Annotated in this window: 30 protein-coding genes; 20 read left to right on the forward strand and 10 right to left on the reverse strand. The window is 62.0% G+C overall.

Annotation, left to right across the window (positions count from 1 at the left end; all coding sequences use genetic code 11):
• Window positions 1-68 precede the first annotated feature (68 nt).
• From SGRAN_RS14180 to SGRAN_RS14205, 6 genes are all read left to right on the forward strand, one after another.
• On the forward strand, window positions 69-1,352 hold the full coding sequence (locus SGRAN_RS14180; protein ID WP_277813747.1) for an APC family permease: 1,284 nt from the start codon (window positions 69-71) through the stop codon (window positions 1,350-1,352).
• 93 nt (window positions 1,353-1,445) lie between these two features.
• Window positions 1,446-1,796: an ion channel gene (locus SGRAN_RS14185; RefSeq protein WP_082384710.1), complete on the forward strand. Its 351-nt coding sequence runs from the start codon at window positions 1,446-1,448 to the stop codon at window positions 1,794-1,796.
• A gap of 64 nt (window positions 1,797-1,860) precedes the next feature.
• Entirely contained in the window at window positions 1,861-2,373 is a 513-nt protein-coding gene (locus tag SGRAN_RS14190) for a DUF305 domain-containing protein (protein WP_054532075.1), read from the forward strand.
• On the forward strand, window positions 2,370-2,855 hold the full coding sequence (locus SGRAN_RS14195) for a DUF6692 family protein (RefSeq protein ID WP_067184688.1): 486 nt from the start codon (window positions 2,370-2,372) through the stop codon (window positions 2,853-2,855). Before SGRAN_RS14190 ends, SGRAN_RS14195 begins: the two co-directional genes overlap by 4 nt.
• Before the next feature lie 62 nt (window positions 2,856-2,917).
• Window positions 2,918-3,208 (forward strand): hypothetical protein, encoded by a 291-nt coding sequence (locus SGRAN_RS14200; protein ID WP_237233517.1) that lies wholly within the window; start codon window positions 2,918-2,920, stop codon window positions 3,206-3,208.
• Between the two features lie 2 nt (window positions 3,209-3,210).
• Window positions 3,211-3,597, forward strand: a complete 387-nt coding sequence (locus tag SGRAN_RS14205; RefSeq protein ID WP_054529595.1) for a DUF302 domain-containing protein — start codon at window positions 3,211-3,213, stop codon at window positions 3,595-3,597.
• A gap of 98 nt (window positions 3,598-3,695) precedes the next feature.
• Here the strand turns inward: SGRAN_RS14205 and SGRAN_RS14210 are convergent, their stop codons facing one another.
• From SGRAN_RS14210 to SGRAN_RS23180, 8 genes are all read right to left on the reverse strand, one after another.
• Window positions 3,696-4,082 (reverse strand): copper-binding protein, encoded by a 387-nt coding sequence (locus tag SGRAN_RS14210; RefSeq protein WP_237233518.1) that lies wholly within the window; start codon window positions 4,080-4,082, stop codon window positions 3,696-3,698.
• Entirely contained in the window at window positions 4,061-7,225 is a 3,165-nt protein-coding gene (locus SGRAN_RS14215; RefSeq protein WP_067184691.1) for an efflux RND transporter permease subunit, read from the reverse strand. The genes SGRAN_RS14210 and SGRAN_RS14215 overlap by 22 nt, the downstream gene beginning before the upstream one ends.
• Complete coding sequence (locus SGRAN_RS14220) at window positions 7,222-8,727, reverse strand: efflux RND transporter periplasmic adaptor subunit (RefSeq protein ID WP_067184696.1); 1,506 nt, start codon at window positions 8,725-8,727, stop codon at window positions 7,222-7,224. Before SGRAN_RS14220 ends, SGRAN_RS14215 begins: the two co-directional genes overlap by 4 nt.
• Entirely contained in the window at window positions 8,724-9,950 is a 1,227-nt protein-coding gene (locus SGRAN_RS14225) for a TolC family protein (RefSeq protein ID WP_054529591.1), read from the reverse strand. Before SGRAN_RS14225 ends, SGRAN_RS14220 begins: the two co-directional genes overlap by 4 nt.
• A 113-nt stretch (window positions 9,951-10,063) precedes the next feature.
• The gene (locus SGRAN_RS14230; protein WP_054529590.1) at window positions 10,064-10,429 is read right to left on the reverse strand and encodes a hypothetical protein; all 366 of its coding nucleotides are present in this window, start codon (window positions 10,427-10,429) and stop codon (window positions 10,064-10,066) included.
• Between the two features lie 74 nt (window positions 10,430-10,503).
• Window positions 10,504-11,124 (reverse strand): class I SAM-dependent methyltransferase, encoded by a 621-nt coding sequence (locus SGRAN_RS21790; RefSeq protein WP_210434145.1) that lies wholly within the window; start codon window positions 11,122-11,124, stop codon window positions 10,504-10,506.
• A gap of 74 nt (window positions 11,125-11,198) precedes the next feature.
• A complete protein-coding gene (locus SGRAN_RS23175) occupies window positions 11,199-11,405 on the reverse strand; it encodes a MerR family DNA-binding protein (protein ID WP_311879937.1) in 207 nt (68 codons plus the stop codon).
• The gene (locus tag SGRAN_RS23180) at window positions 11,406-11,591 is read right to left on the reverse strand and encodes a MerR family transcriptional regulator (RefSeq protein ID WP_311879938.1); all 186 of its coding nucleotides are present in this window, start codon (window positions 11,589-11,591) and stop codon (window positions 11,406-11,408) included.
• A gap of 131 nt (window positions 11,592-11,722) precedes the next feature.
• Between SGRAN_RS23180 and SGRAN_RS14240 the strand changes: the two genes are divergently transcribed.
• Window positions 11,723-12,355: a cation transporter gene (locus tag SGRAN_RS14240; RefSeq protein WP_054529587.1), complete on the forward strand. Its 633-nt coding sequence runs from the start codon at window positions 11,723-11,725 to the stop codon at window positions 12,353-12,355.
• A gap of 176 nt (window positions 12,356-12,531) precedes the next feature.
• Here SGRAN_RS14240 and SGRAN_RS21795 read toward each other — a convergent pair whose 3' ends face one another.
• Together SGRAN_RS21795 and SGRAN_RS14245 are read right to left on the reverse strand one after the other, a co-directional pair.
• Entirely contained in the window at window positions 12,532-12,783 is a 252-nt protein-coding gene (locus SGRAN_RS21795; RefSeq protein WP_054529586.1) for an AlpA family phage regulatory protein, read from the reverse strand.
• Between the two features lie 49 nt (window positions 12,784-12,832).
• Window positions 12,833-13,294, reverse strand: coding sequence for a transcriptional regulator (locus SGRAN_RS14245; RefSeq protein ID WP_067187099.1), 462 nt, complete (start codon window positions 13,292-13,294; stop codon window positions 12,833-12,835).
• A gap of 348 nt (window positions 13,295-13,642) precedes the next feature.
• Here SGRAN_RS14245 and SGRAN_RS14250 point away from each other — a divergent pair, with 348 nt between their 5' ends.
• From SGRAN_RS14250 to traU, 13 genes are read left to right on the forward strand one after another with little or no spacing between them, the layout of a single operon-like run.
• Window positions 13,643-13,987, forward strand: a complete 345-nt coding sequence (locus tag SGRAN_RS14250; RefSeq protein ID WP_054532073.1) for a TrbC/VirB2 family protein — start codon at window positions 13,643-13,645, stop codon at window positions 13,985-13,987.
• 26 nt (window positions 13,988-14,013) lie between these two features.
• Window positions 14,014-14,301, forward strand: a complete 288-nt coding sequence (traL, locus tag SGRAN_RS14255; protein ID WP_007011018.1) for a type IV conjugative transfer system protein TraL — start codon at window positions 14,014-14,016, stop codon at window positions 14,299-14,301.
• Window positions 14,302-14,313: 12 nt separating this feature from the next.
• A complete protein-coding gene (locus SGRAN_RS14260; RefSeq protein WP_054529584.1) occupies window positions 14,314-14,886 on the forward strand; it encodes a type IV conjugative transfer system protein TraE in 573 nt (190 codons plus the stop codon).
• Window positions 14,886-15,644 carry a type-F conjugative transfer system secretin TraK gene (locus SGRAN_RS14265; protein ID WP_067184698.1) on the forward strand — a complete coding sequence of 253 codons (759 nt, stop codon included), beginning with the start codon at window positions 14,886-14,888 and terminating at the stop codon, window positions 15,642-15,644. The genes SGRAN_RS14260 and SGRAN_RS14265 overlap by 1 nt, the downstream gene beginning before the upstream one ends.
• On the forward strand, window positions 15,637-16,971 hold the full coding sequence (locus tag SGRAN_RS14270) for a TrbI/VirB10 family protein (RefSeq protein WP_054529582.1): 1,335 nt from the start codon (window positions 15,637-15,639) through the stop codon (window positions 16,969-16,971). Before SGRAN_RS14265 ends, SGRAN_RS14270 begins: the two co-directional genes overlap by 8 nt.
• Complete coding sequence (locus SGRAN_RS14275) at window positions 16,968-17,858, forward strand: DsbC family protein (protein WP_082384425.1); 891 nt, start codon at window positions 16,968-16,970, stop codon at window positions 17,856-17,858. Before SGRAN_RS14270 ends, SGRAN_RS14275 begins: the two co-directional genes overlap by 4 nt.
• Before the next feature lie 5 nt (window positions 17,859-17,863).
• A complete protein-coding gene (locus SGRAN_RS14280; protein WP_054529581.1) occupies window positions 17,864-18,607 on the forward strand; it encodes a conjugal transfer protein TraV in 744 nt (247 codons plus the stop codon).
• Window positions 18,607-21,153, forward strand: a complete 2,547-nt coding sequence (traC, locus tag SGRAN_RS14285; protein ID WP_067184701.1) for a type IV secretion system protein TraC — start codon at window positions 18,607-18,609, stop codon at window positions 21,151-21,153. The genes SGRAN_RS14280 and traC overlap by 1 nt, the downstream gene beginning before the upstream one ends.
• Window positions 21,154-21,185: 32 nt before the next feature.
• Window positions 21,186-21,581 (forward strand): hypothetical protein, encoded by a 396-nt coding sequence (locus SGRAN_RS14290; RefSeq protein ID WP_054529579.1) that lies wholly within the window; start codon window positions 21,186-21,188, stop codon window positions 21,579-21,581.
• On the forward strand, window positions 21,578-21,985 hold the full coding sequence (locus SGRAN_RS14295) for a type-F conjugative transfer system protein TrbI (RefSeq protein ID WP_054529578.1): 408 nt from the start codon (window positions 21,578-21,580) through the stop codon (window positions 21,983-21,985). Before SGRAN_RS14290 ends, SGRAN_RS14295 begins: the two co-directional genes overlap by 4 nt.
• Window positions 21,972-22,496, forward strand: a complete 525-nt coding sequence (locus tag SGRAN_RS14300; RefSeq protein WP_054529577.1) for a S26 family signal peptidase — start codon at window positions 21,972-21,974, stop codon at window positions 22,494-22,496. Before SGRAN_RS14295 ends, SGRAN_RS14300 begins: the two co-directional genes overlap by 14 nt.
• Window positions 22,493-23,137: a type-F conjugative transfer system protein TraW gene (gene traW / locus SGRAN_RS14305; RefSeq protein WP_082737273.1), complete on the forward strand. Its 645-nt coding sequence runs from the start codon at window positions 22,493-22,495 to the stop codon at window positions 23,135-23,137. The genes SGRAN_RS14300 and traW overlap by 4 nt, the downstream gene beginning before the upstream one ends.
• Window positions 23,134-24,162, forward strand: a complete 1,029-nt coding sequence (gene traU, locus SGRAN_RS14310) for a conjugal transfer pilus assembly protein TraU (protein WP_054529575.1) — start codon at window positions 23,134-23,136, stop codon at window positions 24,160-24,162. The genes traW and traU overlap by 4 nt, the downstream gene beginning before the upstream one ends.
• Window positions 24,163-24,206 lie beyond the last annotated feature (44 nt).

Consider the following 24,206-nt stretch of genomic DNA (forward strand, 5'->3'; position numbering starts at 1 on the left):
AGTTATAATTGCAGAACGGGCACATTCACAGTCATGGCGATGGTGGAGGCGGCGACCGAGAGGGCTCTATAAGCCTGAGCGGTGCGGTGGCGATGGGCACCGGTGTCATGATCGGCGCTGGTATCTTTGCTTTGACCGGCCAGATTGCCGAACTCGCCGGGCCACTCTTTCCGCTCTCGTTCATCGCCGGAGCGCTCGTCACGGCGCTGGCCGCCTACAGCTACATCAAGATGTCAAACGCCTGGCCGTCCTCTGGTGGTATCGCGATGATCCTTCAGAAAGCCTATGGCCCGGGAACAGTCGCGGCATCAGCTTCGGTGCTCATGGCGCTTTCGATGGTCATCAACGAAAGCTTGGTGGCCCGGACCTTCGCGACCTACGCGCTGCGACCGTTCGGGCAGGAAACCAACGGGCTTTTGCTGTCCATACTAGCGCTTTGCCTGATCGTGTTCGCCTACGTCGTGAACGCGGCGGGCAACCGTTCTGTCAGCACCGCTTCGCTCGTCATGTCCGGAATCAAGATCGGGGGCATCGCGATCTTCGCAATCGCTGCGCTTTGGGTCAGCGGCTTCGGCGGCGGAGCCTTTGGCCAGGCGGAATCGGGCTTCGAAGGCATGGGCTTTGTCGCCTCGATCGCCTTCTCGATCCTCGCATTCAAAGGGTTCACAACCATCACGAACAGTGGAGGGGAGATCGTCGATCCACACCGCAATGTCGGTCGGACGATCATGATCGCGATCGGCATTTGCGTCGTGACCTATCTGCTGGTGGCGGTCGCGGTAGGATCGAGTCTCAGTATCGAGGGAATTGTTGAGGCCCGAGACTATTCTCTGGCCGCAGCAGCAGAGCCTGCCCTCGGACCTGCAGGGTTCTGGTTCACGGTGGTGATCGCGATCACGGCCACGGCTTCAGGCGTAGTGGCAAGCGTTTTCGCGGTTTCGCGTATGCTGACGATGCTGACCGAGATGAAGCTCATTCCGCATAGTCATTTCGGCATGACGGGTCCCCTGCGAAGCCATCTGCTTGTTTATACGGTCGTGTTGGCCGGCACGCTCGCAGTTCTCTTCGACCTGACGCGGATCGCGGCGCTGGGAGCGTTCTTCTATCTCGTCATGGACATGCTGGTGCACTGGGGCGTCTTCCGGTATCTGCGCCGCGACGTGGGAGCAAAGGCGGCAATCCTGTTGGCAGCCATAGCTGCTGACGGCGTCGTCCTTGCCGCTTTCTCCTGGGTAAAGCTGAAAAGCGATCCAATGATAGTCATCTACGCGGCGATCGGCATCGTTCTGGTCTTTGCAGGTGAACATCTCTTCCTGCAGCGAAGGGAACAGAACGAAGGCGAACCGAGTTAGAAAGGGAACCTGCAAACCGGAGATAGAACTATATCGCTTGCGATAGTCATAGGTATTGTCTTGTTCCTAGCGGCTCTGTGGCTGCACCTTGGCATGATCCGCCTGGCAAGGCGGGCCGTCCAGCCTACCTCGGTTAATTCTCTGCGACTGAGCCTCGCCTATCTCGTCGTGCTGGCCAGTCATCTGCTTGTGACCGGTCTTTTCGCCCTCGGCTTCGCGGGTGCTGCGAGAATGGGCCTCGGCGGTTTCGACAAGGAGCCTGCCATGAGTGCGATGGACCTCTTCTATTTCTCGCTCATCAACATCACGACGCTCGGTCTCGGAGATATCTATCCGACCGGGCATCTGAGCGCTCTGGCGGGGATCGAGTCGCTGACCGGATTCCTTCTGATCAGCTGCACCGCGCAATTCGTGTTCTCGACAATGAAAAAACAGGAGGCCTAGGATGGATCACGCGGAACACAAAAAGGAGGGCGGAGGCGGCAGCAATTACTGGCGCTTCATGGCGATGGTCGCAACGTCGACCGTCATCATGTTTTTCCTCATGTACGCGAACACCTATGATGCCGATCATTTCTTCTGGAGCGAAACACGCTTCTGGATGATGTTTGTTATGGGCGCGATGATGATGGTGGTCATGCTTCTCTTTATGTGGGGCATGTACAAAGACCGGAAGAGGAACATGATCATCATCGGAGTGGGCGCACTCGTCTTTACGCTCGCTCTGTGGCTGGTGCGCAGTCAGAGCACGATCGACGATGTGGACTACATGTCGGCCATGATCCCGCACCACTCGATCGCGATCATGACCAGCGAACGTGCGCACCTCCGCGATCCGCGTACCCGTAAATTGGCACACGACATCATCGTCGCGCAGCGGCGTGAAATTGCGCAGATGAAATACCTGATCGCCGATATACGCGAGAATGGCGAACGCACGTCTGAGCGTCTGCCGGAGTGGCTCGAGGCCCCCGCAGCAGCGGTCTCTTCGCCGGCACCACAGGAAGGAGACGTCCAGTGAACAGGATCATTTTCGCGGCCTCCGCGCTGGCGCTCGGTGTTGCGGGCTGCAACCAGAACACCGCCCCGGGCAACGACCGGGAAGCCGAACTCGAACCTCCGGCCAGTCCTGCCGCGATCGAACCCGCTTCAGTCGCGCTCGCCAATGTCGCAACAGCGATCATCAAACCCGAAACAATGACCCCGGCCGACGTCAAGGCGATCGGCGGCACCGATGGCCGCTGCGTCTTCCGGCTCACCGAGGTCGGGTTTCCCAGTTTCATTTACGAGGCCGGGGGCGAGGGGTTCATCAAACTCAACGGCAAGCTCATTCCTTTGCAGGCAGCTGGAAAGGATCGCTTCACCAGCGACAATCTTCTCGTCGCGACACGCGCCGTTGACGAAACAGGCAACGCTGGAATGCAAGCGATGGAAGTGATCGTCGTTCCTCCAGAGGCGAACGACGAGATCGGCTACCGTGGCTATGTCAAATGTCCGGCATAATGTGACTTGTGGCACCGGACGACCCGGGGTGCCCGGTGTTGTTTCCGGAAACAACTGCGGAGATGATGATGGATAGCGACGGGAACGAAACACCGGGCGTTGATGGTCACTGGGATGCGAGCGAGCCCGGACATGCGGAGCTCGTCCAGATGCGCATTCGCATGATCGCGATGGAGAACCTTCTGCTCGCCGTCCTTGCCGGATCGGACCAGGAAACCCGTAGGCGCGTACGAGAGCGGGCGGACGAGATCCGGCCGAGACCAGACGCAGTCGATCATCCGCTCACCGAGTTGGCCCGCGCAGAAATGCTCCGGCTTCTCGAACGGGCGGAGCGTCGTGGAGATGGAAATTAGATATGAGCTACTACTATTCAAAAATACTCGATGGCCCGATCGAAGCGGCACTCGAACGTGTTCGCTCCGCGCTCGGAACCGAAGGATTCGGGATCATCAACGAAATCGATATGTCCAAGACATTGAAGCAAAAGATCGGGGCCGATTTCCGTCCCTACCGAATTCTTGGCGCCTGCAATCCGGCTCTCGCCTACGAAGCACTGCAGATTGAGGATAAGGTTGGCACGATGTTGCCATGCAACGTGATCGTCCAGCAGCTGCCCTCCGGAGAGATCGAAGTTGCTGCCATCAACCCGGTCGCCTCGATGAGTGCGATCGACAACGAAGAACTGAAAAAGGCTGCGAACCAGGTCAAGAATAAGCTTGAAGCGGCAATCGATCGGCTGTGAGCCGAGTTGCTCCTGTCGGCTCCTATCGACCGCTGAAAAGTGAAAGCAGGAGTTGCAGCGAACGGCGGCGTTGGATGCTTGGCCGTTCCCCACCAGCATCACTTCTTTTCTATCGAGGTTATCTCGCTTCCTGAGTCGGCCATGCGAAAGCCGAAGGTGACCTCGTCGCCCACCTTGACCTTCATCCGTTCGCTTTCGTCCGCTTCAAAGGCCATCGTCATGGCAGGCCAGTCGACTGCTTCAACCGGGCCGTGATCAATCGTGATCGTTCCGGCCTCATCGTCGATAGCTGTAACGGTGCCTTGCGCATTAGCCATCTGTCCCATCGCCTCGCCCATCTGCCCGCCCATCGGCATGGCGCCGTTCATAGGCATATCCTGGGACGCCATGGGCATATTCTCGCTTTGCTCCGGCTCGCTTTGTTCGCTGCAGGCAGCAAGTGCGAATGGGATGATGGCAATCATCAACCTGGTTGGGGTACGCATTCTTCATCTCCTTTGTCTTTCGTGGGATTAGCTTTCGGCTGCCGCATCAGCAGGTAGGCTGCGGGCAGCAGAAACATTGAGAGCAGCGGCGCGGTGATCATCCCGCCCACCATGGGCGCGGCAATGCGGCTCATGACTTCTGCGCCGACTCCGCTCCCGATGAGGATCGGGAAAAGGCCGGCGAGGATAACCGCCACGGTCATCGCCTTGGGCCGCACGCGCAGCAGGGCCCCTTCTCGGATCGCTTCTCCGACTTCATTGCCGGCGGGGTCTTCGCCACGCCGTTGCAGCGCAGCTTTCAGATAGATGAGCATGACCACGCCAAATTCTGCCGAGACCCCGGCGAGCGCGATAAAACCGACCGCAGTTGCGACGGACTGATTGTAGCCCATCAGATAAAGAAGCCAGAATCCGCCTGTCAGGGCGAACGGCAGCGTTCCCATGATCAGCAGTGCCTCATCGACCCGCCGGAATATAAGATAAAGTAGCAGGAAGATGATCGCGAGCGTTGCGGGCACCACGACCTGCAGCCGCTCGTAGGCGCGCGTAAGGTATTCAAATTGCCCCGCGTAGGACAGGCTGACACCCGGGGGCACTTCGAGTTTGTTCGCTACTGCCTGCTGGAGATCCGCAACCACAGCAGCAAGGTCGCGGCCGCGCACATCGACGTAGACATAGCTGGTCAGACGGCCCTGTTCGCTCTTGAGCATCGGTGGCCCGTCGCTCACGCGCAAAGTCGCTATAGTGCCAAGGGTAATCTGCTGACCCGAAGGCGTGAGCACCGGGAGCGCCCGCAATTCGTCGATGCTGTCGCGGATTTCGCGCGGATAGCGAACATTGATCGGATAGCGCGCCAGCCCCTCGACGGTCCGGGCAACATTTGCACCGCCGATCGCGCCCGAGACGATCTGCTGCACGTCGGCAATGTTGAGGCCATAGCGGGCGGCCGCTGCCCGGTCGATGTCGACATCGACATAGCGCCCGCCCGACAACCGCTCGGCGAGCGCCGAGCTGACACCCGGTATATCTCCGGCGATATCTTCTATTCTCAGCGCTACCCGTTCGATCTCGCCCAGATCCTCGCCGGACACCTTGACGCCGATCGGACTCTTGATGCCGGTAGCCAGCATATCGATCCGGTTGCGGATCGGAGGGACCCAAACGTTGGCCAGACCGGGCACCTGGACCACCCTGTCGAGTTCCTCGACGAGCTTGTCGGGTGTCATTCCGGCACGCCACTCGTCGCGCGGCTTGAAGCGGATGGTGGTCTCGAACATCGTCAGGGGAGCAGGATCGGTCGCCGTGTCCGCCCGCCCCGCCTTTCCGAACACCGTCTCGACTTCCGGCACTGATTTGATCAGCCGGTCCGTTCGCTGGAGGAGCGCGGAGGCTTCCGCCGGAGACAGGCCAGGCAGGGCGCTCGGCATGTAAAGCAGGTCCCCTTCGTCGAGCGGGGGCAGAAATTCGCCGCCGAGCCGGGTGAAAGGTATGGCCGTGGTGAGGAAAATGGCTCCCGCGATGGCAAGTGTCAGCTTCGGTCGTCGCATGACCCAGTCGAGGCCGGGCCGGTAAGCCCGGGTCAGCCCGCGATTGATAAAGTTGCTGTCTTCCGAGGGAATCTTGCCCCGGATCAGCCAGCCCATGAGCACCGGCACCAGCGTGACCGAGAGGATCGCAGCCGCCGCCATCGCATAGGTCTTGGTGAAGGCGAGTGGTGCAAACAGCCGTCCTTCCTGCGCCTGCAGGGTGAAAACGGGAAGGAACGACAGCGTGATAATAAGCAGGCTGAAAAACAGTGCCGGGCCAACTTCCTTGGAGGCATCGGCGATGATGCGCCAGCGCTCCTTGACCGACAGAACGACATCAGGATTTTCCTGCTCCCAGCGTTCCAGATGCTTGTGAGCGTTCTCGATCATCACCACCGCCGCATCGACCATTGCCCCGATGGCGATGGCAATGCCGCCGAGCGACATGATGTTCGCGTTCACGCCCTGAAACCGCATGACTACGAAGGCGGCAAGGACGCCTAACGGCAGGGTCACTATGGCGACGAGAGCCGAGCGCGCGTGCCACAGGAACAGGGCGCACACGAGCGCCACGACGATGAACTCCTCGATGAGCTTGTGTGTCAGGTTCTCGACCGAGGCATCGATCAGCCGTGACCGGTCGTAGGTCGTGACGATTTCGACACCCTGCGGCAGGCTGGCCTGTAGGCTGGCGAGCCTCTGCTCGACTGCTGCGATCGCGCTACGCGCATCGGCGCCCTGGCGCAGGACCACGATCCCGCCGGCAACTTCGCCCTGGCCGTCGAGTTCGGCGATGCCCCGACGCATTTCCGGCCCGACCTGGATCGTCGCGACATCACCGAGCGTGACCGGGACGCCGACACCAACGGTCCTAAGTGGGATCTGCCTGAAGTCGTCAAGCGAAGTAAGATATCCTGACGCCCGAACCATGTATTCGGCTTCGCCCATCTCGACCACCGACCCGCCGGTTTCCTGGTTGGAGGCCTGGATCGCCCTCACAATCTCGGCATGGGTCACCCCGAAGGAGGCCATACGATAGGGATCGAGCACGATCTGGTACTGCCTGACCATGCCCCCGACACTGGCAACTTCGGCAATGCCCGGAATGGTCTTGAGCTCGTATCGCAGGAACCAGTCCTGGAGCGACCTGAGGCCTGAGAGATCATGCCCGCCGGACCGGTCGACAAGCGCGTATTCGTAAATCCAACCTACGCCGGTGGCATCCGGTCCCAATGTGCTGGTCACCCCATCGGGGAGCCGGTTCTGCACCTGGTTGAGATATTCAAGGACGCGCGAACGCGCCCAGTAGAGGTCGGTGCCATCCTCGAAGATGATGTAGACATAGCTGTCGCCGAACATCGAGTAACCGCGCACTGTCTTGGCGCCCGGCACCGACAGCATCGTCGTGGCAAGCGGATAGGTAACCTGGTCCTCTACGATCCGCGGTGCCTGGCCGGGATAGTTGGATCGAACCACCACCTGCACATCTGACAGGTCTGGAATGGCATCCACCGGCGTAGTCCGGACAGCCCAAAGCCCGCCAAGCGTAACGGCAATCGCTGTGAGGACTACGAACAGCCGGTTCGCTATCGACCAGTCGATAAGCCGGCCGATCATTGATCCACCTTCGTGATCGACGCGATGCGTGGTCCGGCCTCGCTCTGCGTAAAGGTGAAGCGAACGTGGTCGCCACGTTTCAGTCCGCGTAGCTGCGCGCTGCCCTCAACGGCGAATGCCATTGTCATTGCCGGCCAATCGAGTCGCGGTACCGGTCCATGCCTAAGCGTGATTGAGCGCTCACCGATCTTCTCGATCGTCCCCGTTGCGCTAAGGGTCGCGTTACCGGCACCTTGAGTGCGCGCGCCGCCGCCACTGCCTGTGTCCCCGCTAGCCGCGTCGACTGGCCGGATATCGAGGCCAGTCAGGCTGGCTTCGGAATCGAGCAGGAATTGCCCGGAAGTTACCACTTCCTCGCCGGGGGCGAGTCCGGCGAGAACCTCGGTCCGACCGTTCGCTTCCCGGCCGATCCGAACCTCCGCCGGCGCAAATCCCCCGGCATCCTGCTTCAGCATGACGATAGTGCGCCGGCCGGTACGGATTACCGCCTCCGACGGGATCAGCAGCGCTTCGCGCCGTTCGGGTAGGAGCGTGACCTGCGCAAACATCCCCGGTTTCAGCCGCCCGCCGGGGTTGGAGAGTTCCGCGCGAACGGTGATCGTCCGGCTCGCAGCCTGCGCGGTCGCCAAGATGGCGACAATACGGCCGCTGAAGCGGTCTTCTGGAAAGGCGGTCAGGCTCGCTTCGATTGGCTGGCCAACCCTCACGGAGCTAGCATGCGCCTCCGGAACATTGGCCTCGAGCCAGATGGGTGAGAACCCGCTGATCTCGGCCAGCGTCTGGCCCGAGGCGACCGTCATTCCCGAGCGCACTCCCAACGCGGTGATTGCACCGCTGATAGGAGCTGTAACCGTAATAGTGGAATGAGGGCGTCCGCTGCGCGCGACCGAAGAAATCAGGGAGTCGGACATGCCCTGCAACCGCATCCGTTCACGCGCTGCCGCAGCAAGTTCGCTGTTCCCGGTGCGGGCCACTGCGAGGTATTCCTCCTGGGCTCCGCCCCATTCGGGAACGAGAATGTCGGCGATAGGGGCACCGCGGGCCACGACATCATCAGGAGCGCGGCCATAAGTGCGTTGAACATATCCCCCCGCACGTGGCTGCACGATGGCGACATCACGGCCGTTATAGGCAAGCACCCCGGTGACCGTGATTTCCGGTTCAAGGACGCCATATTCGGCAGCCGAAGTGCGAATGCCAAAGTTCTGGACCAGTCCCGGATCGATGCGCACACCGGTCGATGCTTCCTCTCCAGCGCATTTGGGCACCAGTTGCATGTCCATGAACGGTGATTTGCCGGGCTCGTTGAAATGCTGACCGGGCACCATCGGATCGTACCAGTACAGCACGTCCTCGCAATCAGCGCTTACGGCAACAGTGGAATCGCCCTGCGTTCCCAGTCGCGCAATTCCGTATCCGGCAGCAAAGGTCGTCAGGACGATAACGCCGGTGACCATCCACGATTTGTGACGCGGGGTGAGCCTGCTCCACGCATTTGTCATTGAACATCCTCCGTGTAAGCCAGGCGGAGCCTCGTGGCGGCTGCCACGGTGGCCTCCTCACGCCTCAGGATTTCGATATCGAGGAGTGCCAACGCCTTGATCGCCGCGATGACGTCGATCAGGTCGGCACGTCCGGCGGCATAGCTGGCAGTTTCGAGGGATACCCTGTCCCTGGCCAATGGCAGCAGTTCCTCGCGTGCCCTCTGCCATTGGCGAAAAGCGCTTCGCCAAACGGCAAGATCGGCTTCGAACCGAGCGTTCAGAGCTCGCATCCGGTCTTCGCGATTGGCGATTGCGGCCTGGGCTTCTGCGTCCGCGGCAGCAATCAGCGGTTGCTGGCGATGCTTGCCGAAGAGGGGAAGCGTTATGCTCCCCATGACAGTGAACATATCGCCGTACTGGCGTTCGCGAACCCCGTAGCTGGCACTCACTCCGAAATCGGGCCGGTTGTCGGACCGGGCGAGATCGACCCTTGCCTGCATCTCGCGTAACTGGGCACCCGCAAGCAGGATCTCTGGATGGTTCGCTAGACTTCGCCGTAATTCTTCGGGATCGATTTCGGCGGAAGGAGGTTCGCCTGCCGCGACCGCATCGGTTTCATCGATATATCGTGCAAGCTGCGCCTGCGCCGCCGCCTCGTCGGCTTCGATGGCAGTTCGTGCGTCCTCGATCTCGAGAACAGCGCGGCGAACCTCGAGACTTTCAGCGGGGCGCGCCGAGCCCGATGAGACCGCGCTGCGGGAGACAGGGACAAGTTCGTAAACCTGATCGAGCGCAGTATCCGCGACCACCAGCCTACGCTGGGCATAGGCCAGCCGAACCCAGGATTCGCCTGCCCCCAGTCGCGCCAGATATCGGGTACGGGCAAGTTCGGCGCTGGCAGTTTCGATATCGGCAGTGGCGATACCGGCCCTTGCGCGCCTCTCCGCAAGATTGGGTATCTGTTGTTCGATCCCGACCTCGAGCATGGTCATCATTGTCGGGTCCAGGAGATCGGGGCCGGTAACGGGAAGATTGCGGATGCCCGCGCGCAGTGTCGGATCGGGCAGTTCGTCGGCAGCATCGGCGGCGCTGCGACGCGCATCGAGTTGCAGTTCGCGCGATCTTACTTGCGGCTGTCCCAGAACAGCGCCGCGCAAGGCTTCGTCGTAGCTGACCGGCCGGGCCAATACCGGCGACATGCCCGACATCAAAGCCCCGCAGAATGCGAGGAAATACCTCATGTCTGAATTCCTGGCTCGCCGTTAGCGGCCCTGCCGCCACGGCTTCGCACTCCAGGCCAGCACGAAGCTTTGCTGGAGTCGGGGAGCACGGGCAGCGCCCGCACTAGCGAAGATCAGGAAATTGTTTCTGGAGGGGGTGGTTCAGGTGCGGACGACGAACCCGGGAGCCAGTCCTTGCCCGATGCCTGGTAGAGAGGCCGATGGAACTGAAGAGCGACCGAACCGGCCGTTGTATCCGACATGAACAGCGGGGGGATGCAGTTCATCGCGACAAGGCAGTCGAGCGTCTTGTTCTTGCAAGGCCCGCTGTCATCGGGAACCTGATCCTGCATGCTCATCTGACCGGGAGCCGATTGGTGCATTTCCGCGCAATCCATTTCGGCCACCTGGAGTTGCGGGACTGCAGCCGCATGCGCGGCGACCTGCACGAACAGGCCGAAGCTCATGCACAATACGGCAAAGGCGCGCAGGATGGTCACCAGGCTTCGATACCCGTAGCCGCGAATGCGATCAAGCTGGCATACCTATTGCCAGCCTTTTGTTCGTCGTGCTCTCATGATCGTTTTCTAAATACGCACCAGACAAAAGCCTGTCTGTCGCCCCACGGGGTAACGTGCTCTTCGCGCCAGTCCTCCAGCAATTCAAAGCTGTCGCCGAGTTCCGCCTGCAAACCTTCCGCGTCGTAGCGTACGACAGGCAGACCGCTGCATTTTTCCGGACCGTCAGGGGCAAAGGTTGCCATGATGACCAATCCTCCCGGTAAGAGACCCTGCGCAAGTGCAGCCTTGTATGCTGAGCGCTGGGCCGGCTCCGTCAGAAAATGAAAAACAGCCCGATCATGCCAGACGTCATAGCTGCGGGGTGGCGTCCACTGCGTGATATCCGCACGAATCCACACGATCTGTTCGCCACGATCACCCAGTCGCAAACGGGCCGCATCAAGTGACGACTGCGCTAGATCGAGTACAGAAAGATCCTCCCAGCCACGGTCAAGCAGATGGTCGACAAGCGAAGACGCTCCTCCACCTACGTCAATGAGTGCATCCGTGGGCCGCGCACCGAAGCGATCAAGGGCTGCGAGAGACAGTGTGGGCTTCTCCTGATACCAGCTAACCCCATTGCTACCTTTTTGCCGGTAGACCCGGTTCCAATGTGCCTCCATGTCGCTGCTCACCGTTCACCCTCCTCGCCGACGGACTAGCAAATAGGGCAACTCAAGCGAACCGAATGAGCGCGGCCTCACTCGCGCTATCCTTGCTGTCCGAGAGCTTCAATTATCAGACAGTCTTCAATAGAGCCTTGCTCACATTTCGACAGCAATCGGGCGAGTTCGTTGCGAAGCGACGAAAGCTCCGCGATCTTGCGGTCAACGTCGGCAAGATGCGCACGAGCCAACTCGTCTACTGCGACGCACGATCGGGAGCGGTCGTCTGCTAAATCCAGTAGCTCACGCACCTACGCCATCGAGAATCCCAGATCGCGCGCGGCACGGATGAATTTGAGCAATGCCAGATCATTCTTTCCGTAGTCGCGATAGTTGCTCGCAGTGCGAGCCGGCCGCTTTAGAATGCCCTCGCGTTCGTAGAAGCGAATTGTCTCCGCACTCACGCCCGTTGCGCGAGCAAGTTCTCCGATCCTCATCGTGTTGGTCCTGACCGTCGCCCTCTTGACCTTGTAGTTCCTACAAGGTTCATAGTGTGCAATCAATCAACGGAGACGACAGCGACCGGCATCGGCCATCCCATTCGTTCCGTCGTAATTAGAGGGTTCAAATGGCTGATGACTGCTGCTCGAAGAAGAGCGAAGCGATCGCTGAGATGGCGACAAAACGGGATCAGCGTCGCGTTCTCATTATTGTAATGGCGATCAATTTCGCGATGTTCATCGTCGAGTTTTCAGGTGGGGTGGTCGCGCAATCATCTGCGCTCATGGCAGATTCAATCGACATGTTCGGAGATGGTGTGGTTTACGCCTTGAGCCTCTACGCGTTGCATCGCGGAGCGCAATGGGAGGCTGGCGCGGCAATCGTGAAGGGGATCATCATTTTCGTCTTTGGCGCAGCAGTACTCTGGGAGATTGCCGACAAGATCGTCAATGGTGTCCCGCCATCATCGTCGCTCATGCTGTTGTTCGGAGGTACCGCGCTCGCCGCGAATGTCGTGTGCCTTGCGCTACTGTGGCGCTTCCGCAACCGCAACGTGAATATGAGCAGCACATTCGAATGCTCGCGGAACGATGTGGTTTCCAACTTCGGTGTCATTGTCGCTGCAGGTCTGGTCCATATGAGTGGTTCAGTATGGCCCGACATTGTGGTGGGTGGGCTCATTGCCTTCATCTTTCTCAGATCGTCCTGGCGCGTCCTTCGCGACGCTGTGCCGGCATGGCGAGAAGCAAGCCTGGGTTGAGGCTGTCGACACCCCGGGCGAGTAATAACACCCGACTGCGATCTTTCTCGACTATGGTCGTCTTGAAGGCCCGGGTGGACGGGCAAGAGGCTTAAAACTCCATACACGATGAAATCATTGCTCGACTTTATAGCCCTCGGGATTTCCAAAGGCCTCGCTATCCCCCCCTTGAATATTCAAGTATTGCGTCTTGCAATTTCATCGATCCAGTCGTTGATCTCTGCTTCCACCCAGACAGCGCATTTGGGGCCGAGCGAACGGGATTTCGGAAAGCGGCCTTCGCTCATCCGCTGATAGATAGCCGAACGACGCAGGCCAACGCGGTCGATGACTTCAGGCAGCCGCAAAAGCCTTGCCGGCGGGGGGACTTGTGGCGACGCCTGGTTTGCGCTTGCGCCGTCCTCGGTAGGCTGGGGATGTGCATTCATGATCGCTCCTGTCGGGTCAATTTCTCGGTCCCCTCCGAGGTGAATTGGATCAGCGCGGCAGCGACATCGAAATGTCGCGGTTGGCAAAATCATCGATGTGCTTGGCAAGCATGCGGGCAACGAGCTGCGAAGTGCCATTCGCCCACCGCGGTCGCAAATCTTCGACGCGTCGCCCAAGCGTGCGTTCGAGCTGCCCTGGCAAGGCCGTAAAGAAGTCCTCAAGGAACTCCCCCATCTCGCTGCGCATCCACTCGCAGGCGAGATCCTCCTGACCTGCCAAGGCAAGGATCATGCTGGCGCGGGGAAAAGCGCCGCACACGTCAAGAACGCGCGCGGCTTCATCAAGGCCGATCGGCCGATCGCCGCGCATCACGCGAAGCAGCGTCTCGCGGTGGATCCCGACCTCTCGAGCAATCTGGTGCTTGGGCTTGTCAGACGACTCGATTGCATGGGCAAGAATGTGCGCGAGGCTGGTGTTGGCTTCGCCTCGGAATGGCGCGGGCTGGTGCATCGACAAAAACTCCAACGATGAGGAACCGAGTCGTAGCCATATCGCGCGTGATCCATGTAGGAAAATGAAAAGAACATTTTCGGAACATCTCGTTTCTAGGCGAATCAGTCCCTAGACCCGAGTCGCCGATAATCACCGCCACTCTTGTCGGGATTCGTCGACGCTGATTACGAAATAAGTCGCTGTTTATGCGTATTATCGCCGACGCCGTCGAATCGATGCGTCCATATCCGTCCGCCACTTCAGCTCCACCAGCAATCCGACTTTCCTACATCGATTTCCTAGATGCATGTGGAACACACAGCGAACGAAAGAACGCTGGGTTTCCCCCTCCAGATGGAGCTCCATATGCAGTCTCTCACCCTCCCCCGGCGTTCCGGCGCCATTGATCAGAACCCCTCGAAGTTCGGGCGGGCCATGACATTCGCGGTACCGCTTGCGGTCGCAGCACTGGCCGCGAGCGCCGCCTACGCTGGCGCCGACACGACCTTCACCCCTGCCCTGACGAAATTCACCGATTTTCTCGAAGGCTCGGGCGGCAAGATCATCACCGTCCTCAGTCTTGCAGGCGGCCTCATCGGTCTCGCCTCGGGCCGGTTCTCGCTCGGACAGGTCGCTGTTCCGGTCGGTGTCGGCATCGGCGTCGGCACGGGTGTTCCGATCGTCACCTCGGTCGTCACCGCGGTCATCTGACGCATCGGACGGGAAGGCGCGTCGCCATGGCAGACCCATATATCATCCCGCGTCGGCTCGACGATCCGGAGCTCATCGGCTTCTGGACCATCGACGAGTTCGCCGGGATGCTCATCCCCTTCACTTGGGGCATCCTCAGTCAGCATATCTTTGTCGGCATCATCGTTGCCTTCGGCGCCTGGTTCGCGCTGCGAAAGGCAAAAGCAGGACGCGCCAGCTCCTGGGTAGCCCATGCCGCCTATTGGTATCTGCCGGCCGGATTATTGGGTCTGAAATCGACGCCGCCTTCCCACTGCCGCCTGCTTGCCGGTTGAGGGGAGATATCCATGTTTGCCGACATTTCACACGAGCGTCAGCAGTCGCTGCTGCGCCAGCGCAACCTCTTTGCGCTCACCAGCGCCGGACTTGGCATTGCGCTCGTCGTAGCGGTCAGCCTTGCTACCACCCGCGACCGCGAAGTCGTCCTCCTTCCAACGCTCCCCAAGCAGCTCACTGTCAGCAGCGCGGGGGTCGAGGCCGACTATCTCGAACTCGTGACCCGCGATGCCGCGCTCGTTCTCCTCAATCGCAGCCCCGAGGGCCTCGACTACTGGATGGACGAGATCCTGAAACTCGCCGATCCGGCAAGCTACGGGCGCCTCAAGGCCGATCTCGTCCGGATTGTCGAAGAGCAACGGGGTTCGGATGTCACCCAGGCCTTCGTCATCCGGTCGATGACCGTCGACCCCAAGGGGCTGACTTCCGATGTGACAGGCACGCTCAAGACCTTTGTCGGCGCCCAGGTCATCGCGAGCGACGAACGCCGTTTCCGCTTCAATTGGACCTACCGGGGCCTGCGTCTCGCGCTGTCAGGCTTCAGCCAGTTGCCCCCCAAAGACCCAACGAAGGAGGCCCAGTAATGGCTTACCGACGCAAGACGCGCGCGTGGAGCCTGGCTCTTTGTGCCAGTACCATCCTCGCATTTTCAGCAAGCGGCGCTCAGGCCGCCGATCAGTTCAAACAGGCTGCAGATGGAGCAAGCATCGAATGCGCCGTGTCGGCCCGCGAGCTGACGCGCTTCGCGCTTATCGACGACCAGTTTGCCAGCGTCTCGAAGATCTCGACCGGCACGCCCTACAACGATTTTGCGGTTACCAACGAACCGCTGCGCGGCGACATCTACGTGTCAGTGCCCGAGACCTATTCGGCGCGGTCGATCAGCTTCTTCGCCACGACCAAGAAGGGCTTCGTCTACAAGGTTTCCTGCCAGGTCGAGCCTGTCCCGGCAGTGCAGGTCTTCATCACCAACCCGGCGATCGCGACAAACAAGGCATCTGGCTGGGAAAGCGAAACGCCGCTGGAGACGAGCGCAGTGCGGCTCATCCAGGCCATGGCCAATGACCAGACGGTCGATGGCTTCGAAGTCAGGCAGTCCTCCGCCCTTCCGGCACGGGTCGGCGATCTCGAAATCCAGCTCATCGCCGATTACCGCGGCAGCGCGCTCGCCGGAAAGGTCATCCGCCTGGCGAACCGTGGCCGCAAGCCGCTGACGCTTGCCGAAGCGGATCTCGCGTCATCCCAGACACTCGCAATCTCGATCGCTCAGCCCACTCTCAAATCGGGAGAAAGCACGGTCGCCTTCATCGTCGGTTCGAACGGAGGGTTGGGCCATGACTGATGCTCCCACGAACTCAAACCCGGTCCAGGCCGATCCGGCATCGCCATCGCCGGTGACCAGCCTCAACGCGAAGACCGCGCGGCGGCAAAAGCTTCTGCTTGGTTCCTTGGGCGCACTCGCGCTGGTCGGCGGCAGCTGGTTCATCCTGGGCGGCGACGACGGCGCGAAGAGCGATGATCCCACCGCCGCGCAGACCATCGACACCGCAGGACTCATCAATCGCGACCTTTCGCAGCGCGAGTTCGTCGCGACTTACGGCAACCGTCTCGATGCCGTCACCCGCGAGCAGAAGGCCATGAAGGACGCGAGCCTCCCGCGCGAGGAAATCGAATCCCAGCTGGCTGCGCTCAAGGCTGAGAACCAGGCCATGCGAGTCGACGGCCAGGCCGCGATCGATGCGATCTCCGCTGAGAACGCGGATCTCAAGTCGCGCCTTGCCAGCCAGTCCGCCCCGGCAGCCGCAAGCCTGCCGCCACCGGCCTATGGCCCGCAGGCGGGTGGCTACGATGCGCGCGGTCGACCGCTTCAGCCTGCTCCCGCGGGTGCCGCGTTGGGCGCGAGCGAAACCGGCCTGCCTGGTCCCGGCGAAGTCAAACTCATGAGCTTCACCTCCGACAAGGCAGGAGCCATTGGACTGCGAGCGGCTCGCCCCGAAGCGCCGCCGGTCGTGGTCGAGGACTCGCCGGACTATCTCCCGCCCAATTCCTATGCTCCTGCCAAGGTCATCGTCGGCGTCGATGCGTCGGCGGGGGTCGCGAGCCAGACCGATCCGCTACCCGTGGTGCTGCGCATTACCGGTCCGGCGCGATCGGTCATGCAGAACGGCAAGGTTCTGACCACGCGGCTTCAGGGCTGCATCGTCAATGGCGCAGCGCGCGGCGATCTCTCGTCCGAGAAGGTCTATGTGAAGCTGGCGCGGATGACCTGCGACCAGCCCGGCGGGCGCGTCGCGGTGAGCGAGGTCAAAGGTTTCATCAGCTTTGCTGGAAAATCGGGCGTGCGTGGCCGTGTCGTCAGCCGCGAGGGCAGCCTTGTCAGCCAGGCTCTGCTTGCCGGGATTGTCGGCGGGTTCGGGCGCGGCTTTTCGGCGAACGCCAACAGCGTCTTCTCCGGCGTCACGACCAATGCCGACGGCACTCGCTCGAAGCTCTCTGCCGGCGACATCCTCGGCGGTGGGCTCGGCCAGGGCGCTGCCGATGCCGCCGATACGGTCAGCAAATATCTGATCGAGCGCGCCGAACAATACCAACCCGTCGTCGAGATGCCGACCGGCATCGATGTCGAGATCGTCTTCCTCGACGGCGTCTACGTGAGGAACTCCCAATGACCCCTGCCGCAAACGATCCAACCCCCACCAAGCCGCGGCGCTGGCTGCGACCGGTGGCGACCGTTGCTGCCGTCGTCGCCCTGTCAGCCGCAACGGGTTGGGGCGTGGCCAGCCTCGCCTCCCCGGCCCAGGCTCCCGACACGGCAAAGGTGCGCGCCGCGCTCAAGCTGCGCCTCCCGAAGACGCCGATCGATGCCATTAGCTGCGATGGCCTTGGCGGCTTGTGCGAAGTCGCCTCAAAATCGACGCTGTTCTATGTCGATCGCGCGGCCAAATATCTGGTGATCGGGCGCATCTACGACATGGAGGCGCGTCAGGACCTGACGGCAGCCCGTCTCCTCGCACTCAACCCGGACTTGCTGGCAGCGGGCGGGGCACGGCGGAGCAATGCCAACGAAGAAAGCCAGCCCGTTCCGCGCGCCACCCCGCAGAAGGTATCGCTCGCCGGCCTGCCCGCCAACGGCGCGATCACCTGGGGACCAGCCAACGGCCCCAAGGTCGTCGTCTTCTCCGATTTCCACTGCGGCTACTGCAAGAAGCTCGAGGCCGAACTGAAAGCGATCGGCGCGCGCGTCGAGGAGCGGCCCATTTCGATCTTCGGGGCCGACAGCCGCCGCGATGCCGAACGGGTGCTGTGCTCGCCGCGCCCCGAGTTGTCCCTGCATATGGCCTATTCGGGTCTCGCCCTCGCCAACCCGAAGCCGTGTGACACGAGCGGGCTCGATGCCAACGAGGCCTTTGCCAAGGCCCATGGCTTCAACGGAACGCCGGTGATCGTACGCCCGTCGGATGGCGCGATCCTTGAAGGGTATCGCCCGGCTTCCGTGCTCCGCGAATTCCTCAAGCCCGCAAAAGCGGCTGCCCCCGCTCCGGCCAAGAAAGGATAATCGTCATGGGATTTTCCCGCCGTATTCTCGCCTCTGCCTGCCTTGCCGTGCTGACCAGCGGCTGCGCCACCTTCGGAACCAATATCGAAGGCGATTTCACTTGCCGTGCCCCAAAGGGCGACTGCGCACCCAGCCAGGTGATCGATGCGCGCGCGACCAAGGATTTGTCCGCAACCGGACCGGTCCAGGACGGCCTGCGTCCTCCTGTCCCCGTCGCATCCGGTGACCAAGGCCGCACCTCCGAGCGTACACTCAGGATCGTCTTTCCGGCGCACATCGATGAAACCGGGACGCTGCACGACGATGCGGTCGCCTGGGCGGTCGTCGAAAATCCGCGCTGGGCCGCAGAATTGCGCCGCAAGGCAGGCGAGGATACCGCCCCGCCGCTGATGCGGCAGCTCAGGCGCCAGCTGAAGGCCGCACAGGCCAAGAGCGATCTCCTGAACGAAGCCACTACCCTTCCCCCGGCCGAACAGTCCGAAGCCGAGACGTTCGATCTCGGTCAGCCCTTTCAGCCTTCGTCCTCGCTCGAGGACATCCCCTCTGCCTCGCCGCTGGTCCTCCCCTCCACGGCGCGCGAGGCGGTTGCCGGTGCGAGCGCACCGGCGGTCGAGGGGTTCGACATGGCGCAGCCCCCGCATGATCGAACCCCTCGGCCATCTGCCGACAAAGCCCCGCTAATCTTCCCGACCATCGAGGCGATCGAGGCCGCCAAGAACGCCGCCAAGGCACAAAAGGAGCCCAAGTGATGGCCGAGAAACTCAAGACGATCGTCGACAGGCTCCTCACCGGCCTTCTGGGCGATGCCGAGCACGCTGAACAGGACCGGCCTGCCCTGATGCTCGATCTGCTGTCGGACTGGCTTCCCTACCGGATCTATGATCCGACGAGCCGGCTATATTTCAACGCGCGATCAAAGGGCTTTGTCCTTGCTGTCACGCCGTTGATCGGTGCCGATGAGCGTACCGGCGAGATCCTTGGATCGTTCTTCTCCGAGGGCCTGCCACCCGGGGCCTGCCTCCAGGTGTTGCATCTCGCGTCTCCGCGCATCAGCCGGATCGTCGCTCCCTGGTTTGCGCCGCGCTATGTCCAGGGCGGCGTCTACGAGGCGATTGCCCGCCACCGCGCGCGTCGGCTTTACGGCCTCGTCTGGGAATCGGGTTCGCAGGACGCGCCGTTCCACGCGCGACATCATCAGGTGATCGTTTCGGTCGGCGTGCCCGCTGCCAAAGCGGTGAGCAATGAGGATCTCAAGCAGACCCGCGACGGCCTCATCGCAATGCTGAAGTCGCTCAATCTGGGCGTTGCCGAAGTCGAGCCGCAGCAGCTGATTGCGATCATCGACGACCTGACCTCGCCGACGACCGCGCCGCAGGACGACGCTGTGCCCTATAATCCCAATGACGCGATCGCGGCCCAGGCGATCCGGCACGATATCGAGCTCGTCATCCATGAAGACCGGATGCGGCTCGTCACCGAGCGGTTTCGTGCGACGGGCAAGATCGAAGACGGCGTTCCCGAGATCGGCACGGTCTATCCCGACGCGTTCGACGTTCGGCATTTTTCCTCGCGCAACATGCCCCAGCGCTGGGCGCCGTGGGAATGCGCGCGGCTCATCGGCGACATGTTCACCGACAAGCTGCGCTTCCCCTGCCCGGCGGCGACGATGCTGTGCCTCGTCTATCCCGACCAGGAAGCCGCTTCGGCCAAGGCCGGCTTCAAATTCATGCGTACGACGAGCCTTGCCGGAACGCGCAGCGCGCGTTTTCTGCCCCGCATCGGCGAGCAGGCAGCCGAGTGGCAGCATGTGCAATCCGAGCTGCAGGAAGGCCGACGTTTGGTGCGGGTCTTCTATGGTCTGACGACCTACTCCCCGCTCGGCCGCGGGGACCGCGACGAACGCGCGATCAAGTCGATCTACAAGGCGGCGGGCTGGGATCTTGCCGATGAGCGATACCTGCAGATCCAGGGGCTGCTCGCGGCCATGCCAATGACGCTGGCCGATGGGCTTGGCGCGGACATGGAGCGCCTCAAGCGCTTCAAGACCGTGCTGTCGACGACAGCGGCCAATATCGCTCCCATGCAGGGCGAGTATCTCGGCAGCGTCCATCCGCACCTGCTGTTCGTGGGCCGACGCGGCCAGCCCTTCTTCTGGTCGCCGTTCGAGAACGATGCTGGCAACCACAATGTCGCGATCTGCGGCAAATCCGGCTCGGGGAAGTCTGTGCTGCTGCAGGAAATGTGCGCGGCGCTGCGCGGCGCTGGCGCGCAGGTCGTGGTCATCGACGACGGTCGCAGTTTCGAGCATTCGGTGAAGCTGCAAGGCGGCCGGTTCGTCGAGTTCACGATGAAGGCGGGCTTCTGCCTCAATCCGTTCTCGATGATCGACGGCGAGCGCGCGGCCGAAGACGAGGATTACCGGCTCGACTGCTTCGGCATGGTCAAGGCCATTGTCGGCCAGATGGCGCGGCACAGCGCAAAGCTGAGCGACACCGAGCGCGGCCTGATCGACCGGGCGGTCAACATGGTCTGGAGCGAACGGGGCGTCGATGCCTCGATCACCGGCGTCGGCGAAGCACTGGCCGGTCTCGGCAATGAAGCCGCGAGCGACCTCGCCACCGCGCTCGCGCCATACATGGCCGGCGGCACCTATGGCGCCTTCTTCGAAGGCCATGCGAGCCTCGATCTCGACACCGACTTTACCGTCTTCGAGATGTCGGACCTCGCCGCCCGCGAGGAATTGCGCAGCGTCGTACTCTCGGCGATCATGTTCATGACCAGCCAGGCCATGACCCGCAGCCCGCGCTCGGTGAGGAAGCTGCTCTTGATCGACGAGGCGTGGTCGATGCTCAAGGGCGGCTCGATGGGCGAGTTCGTCGAAACCTATGCCCGCACCTGCCGCAAATATGGCGGGGCGCTGGCAACCGCGACGCAGTCACTCAACGACTATTACAAGTCCGATGGGGCGACCGCTGCGCTGGAAAACAGCGACTGGATGCTGATCCTCCAGCAGAAGCCCGAGACGATCGCCGATTTCAAGGCGTCGAAGCGCCTCGACATGGACGACCGCACCGAGACCCTGATCCGCAGCCTGAAGCGTTCGGGCAGCGACTATTCGGAAGTCTTCATCAAGGGCCCGGAGACCGAAGCCATCGGCCGGCTCGTCCTCGACGACTATTCGGCGACGTTGTTCTCAAGCTCGCCCCAGACCTTTGCCGCCATCGATGCCGAAATCGCGCGCGGCCACCAGCTTGCCGACGCGATCGAACGGATCGCCTTTCCCAATCGAACCTGACTTCTCCCTCCATCCAAGGACACCCAAAACCGATGCCACTCCATCTCGTCACGCCGATCGACCGGGCCCAAGATGCACGTGCCGACGGCGAAAGCCTCGATCTGCCGGCAAAGTGCTGGCGCTCCCATGCAGCCGACCTTTGCTACATCGTGCTTCGCGGCAGCACCTTCCTCGCCTCGAGCTACCTCATGGCGCTCGGGCTGCCGCTGCTCTTCTTCCTTCTAATTTCCGGCGGAGATGCCGGGGTCTTCTTCGCCCATCTCGCCAATATTTCGGACCGTTTTCTCGGCGCCGAGCAAGGCCGCCAGTTCGGCTTCCTCGACGAGTTCAAGTTCGTCCTCATCGGTGTCGCAACGCTCGTCGTGGTCTGGCGCCTGCCGCGCTTCATCAACGATCTCGAGCGCGAGCTTTCGGGAGAAAAGCTGTGAAGAACATATTGGCAACACAGTCCCTGCGCGGCCGCATGGGTGCGGTTAACTGGACCGCCGTCGCGCTCGGTTTGAGCATGGTCGGCTCGGCGCTCTGGGGCGTCTGGGCCACCGACAAGCTGCTCGCGCTCGACAAGCGCGAAGTGGTGACCGTGCAGCTGAGCCGCATCATGGGCGACTTCATCGAAGCCGAGGCGCGCGCAGGCCGACCGCCAGAAGAAACCAAGATGCGCGTCCAGGCCTATCTCCAGGCGGTCGAAGCCTCGGTCGAACATCTGGGCCGCGAGGGCCGCACGGTACTCGTCGCCGAAGCGGTGGTGGCCGGCAGCACGCCTGATCTCACCGAAGCCGTGCGCGCCGATGTCGCGCGCCGCGTGAGGTCCATTCCCGATGCGCGCCGCTGATCTTGTCCTCCACTCGCCAACCGGGCGGCGCCTCGCGCTGTGGGCAGGGCTTGGTGCGGCAGCGCTCGCGCTCACCTCGCTCGCCGCCTTCTCGAAGGATCATGCGCTGATGATCAACGCCAGTCCGAGCCTGCCATACTGGGCGATCTGGCTCGATCGCGGCGCGCTGCCACAGCGCGGCGAGATCGTTCTGTTCGATCCGCCCGCCTCGCCGCTGCTCGAAAGGCACTTCGGCAAGAAGCCCAAGCCGTTCGGCAAGAAGGTGAGCGGCATGCCAGGCGATATCGTGACCGAGAAGGAGCGCAGCTTCTTCGTCAATGGCCACAAGGTTGCGGTAGCCAAGCGCGCAAGCCGTTTCGGCGAGCCGCTGGCGCTCGGTCCGACTGGCGTGGTGCCTCAAGGCTGCTTTTTCGTCACCACCGCGCACAAGGACGGCTTCGACAGCCGCTATGCGGCGATCGGGTGGATCTGCGCCAGGCGCATTCTCGGGGTCGGGAGGCCGATCCTGTGACACCGCTTCGCGCCGCCCCTTTCCTCGTAGCCGGTCTTCTGATGGCCGCGCCGGCAGGCGCCCGCGACTACGGCCAGCAAGGCACGGTCTGGTCCGTGATCGAGCCTGACCTGCTCGAGCAAATCCATGCGCGCCTCACCCATCTCGAGAAGACCGGCGAGACCGCCAAGCTCAACGAGGAACTGAAGCGGCGAACGATCGCGCGCGTCAACCGCCCTGAGCCGGTCGCGGGGATCAGTGCCGCGGCGGCGGCGCGTAGCTGGCGGTTTGATCCGACGATCAGCGTCGAGCGCGACATTGCCGACGACAAGGGCCGGGTGATCGTGGCGGCCGGAACACGAGTCAATCCGCTCGACACCGTACCGCTGCGTGTGCCGCTGGTATTCCTCGACGGCGATGATCCCGAGCAGCTTGCCTGGGCAACCCGGCGCTATGCCAGCACCAGGGCCAAACTCATCCTCGTTCGCGGCGCGCCGCTTGAACTGATGAAGGCCCGCCAGCGCCGCTTCTATTTCGACCAGGGCGGCAGCCTCGTGAAGCATTTCGGCATCCGCGCCGTGCCCGCAACCGTCGAACAGCAGGGCCGCGTGCTCATCATCACCGAGCAGCCGGTTCGATCCAAGGAGCGCGCATCGTCATGAGCAGAAAAAATCGTCTTCTCACATGGATATGCTGCGCGCTCCTTGCCTGCAGTCTCAGCCTTGCTGCGGCTTCGCCAGCGCAGGCATCTGCTGGTCCGGGCCGCTGCACGGGCAAGTTCGTCAATCCGATCACCGACATCTGCTGGTCGTGCCTGTTTCCGATCTCGGTTGGCGGTCTGAAGATCTGGCCGTCGAGCCGTCCCGACACGAGCAACCCGACGCTTCCCGTTTGCCTCTGCGGTTTGCGGCCGGGCATCGCCATGGGCTTCTGGGAGCCGGTGCGACTTGCCGACGTCAGCATGAAGCCCTGGTGCTTCGTCAATCTCGGCGGGATGAAACTCGATCCCGGCTTCGACATCGGGTTCAAGTCGATGGCCGGTCCTTCGGCGGTGGGCGGCGCGACGCAGTACAATTCGCAGTGGCATGTCCACTGGTATGCCTATCCCCTGATCTACTGGATGGAGATCGTTGCCGATTTTCTGTGCCTCGAGCAGGGCTCGGTCGACATTCTCTACATCACCGAGATCGATCCGCTCTGGCAGGATTCCGAGCTCACCGCGATCATCAACCCCGAGGCCGTGCTCTTCGCCAACCCGCTCGCGCTTGCGGCCTGTGCGGCTGACTGCGTTGCTGCGACGGCCAAGCTCCCGACCGACGAACTCTTCTGGTGCGCGGGATGCCAGGGCAGCATGTATCCTTTGAATGGCAATGTCTCGGCGACGATCGGGCATGTCCAGGCATCGCGGCTCGCCCTCGCCCGCTTCTCCTACAAGCTCCACCGCGAACTCGTCGCCTGGGGCACGATGGGCAGCAAGGGGCTCTGCGGCAAGTATCTGATGCCGGTGATGAGGAAGCAGCAATACCGCTTCCAGGCCACCAATCCCAACCCACAGACCAAGGGCCGCTACGCCTGCGCGCCCATTGGCGCCTCCACCACCCTCATGTCGGCAGGCCAGGTCTATCCCGCCATCGGCGAAGACATGGGCTATCTGGTCTGGCGCAAACGGAACTGCTGCGCGCTATGAAACTATTCCCTCATCTTCTTGTAATTGCGTCGATCACTGGCGCG

This window comes from Sphingopyxis granuli (assembly GCF_001559015.1).
Lineage (GTDB): Bacteria > Pseudomonadota > Alphaproteobacteria > Sphingomonadales > Sphingomonadaceae > Sphingopyxis > Sphingopyxis granuli.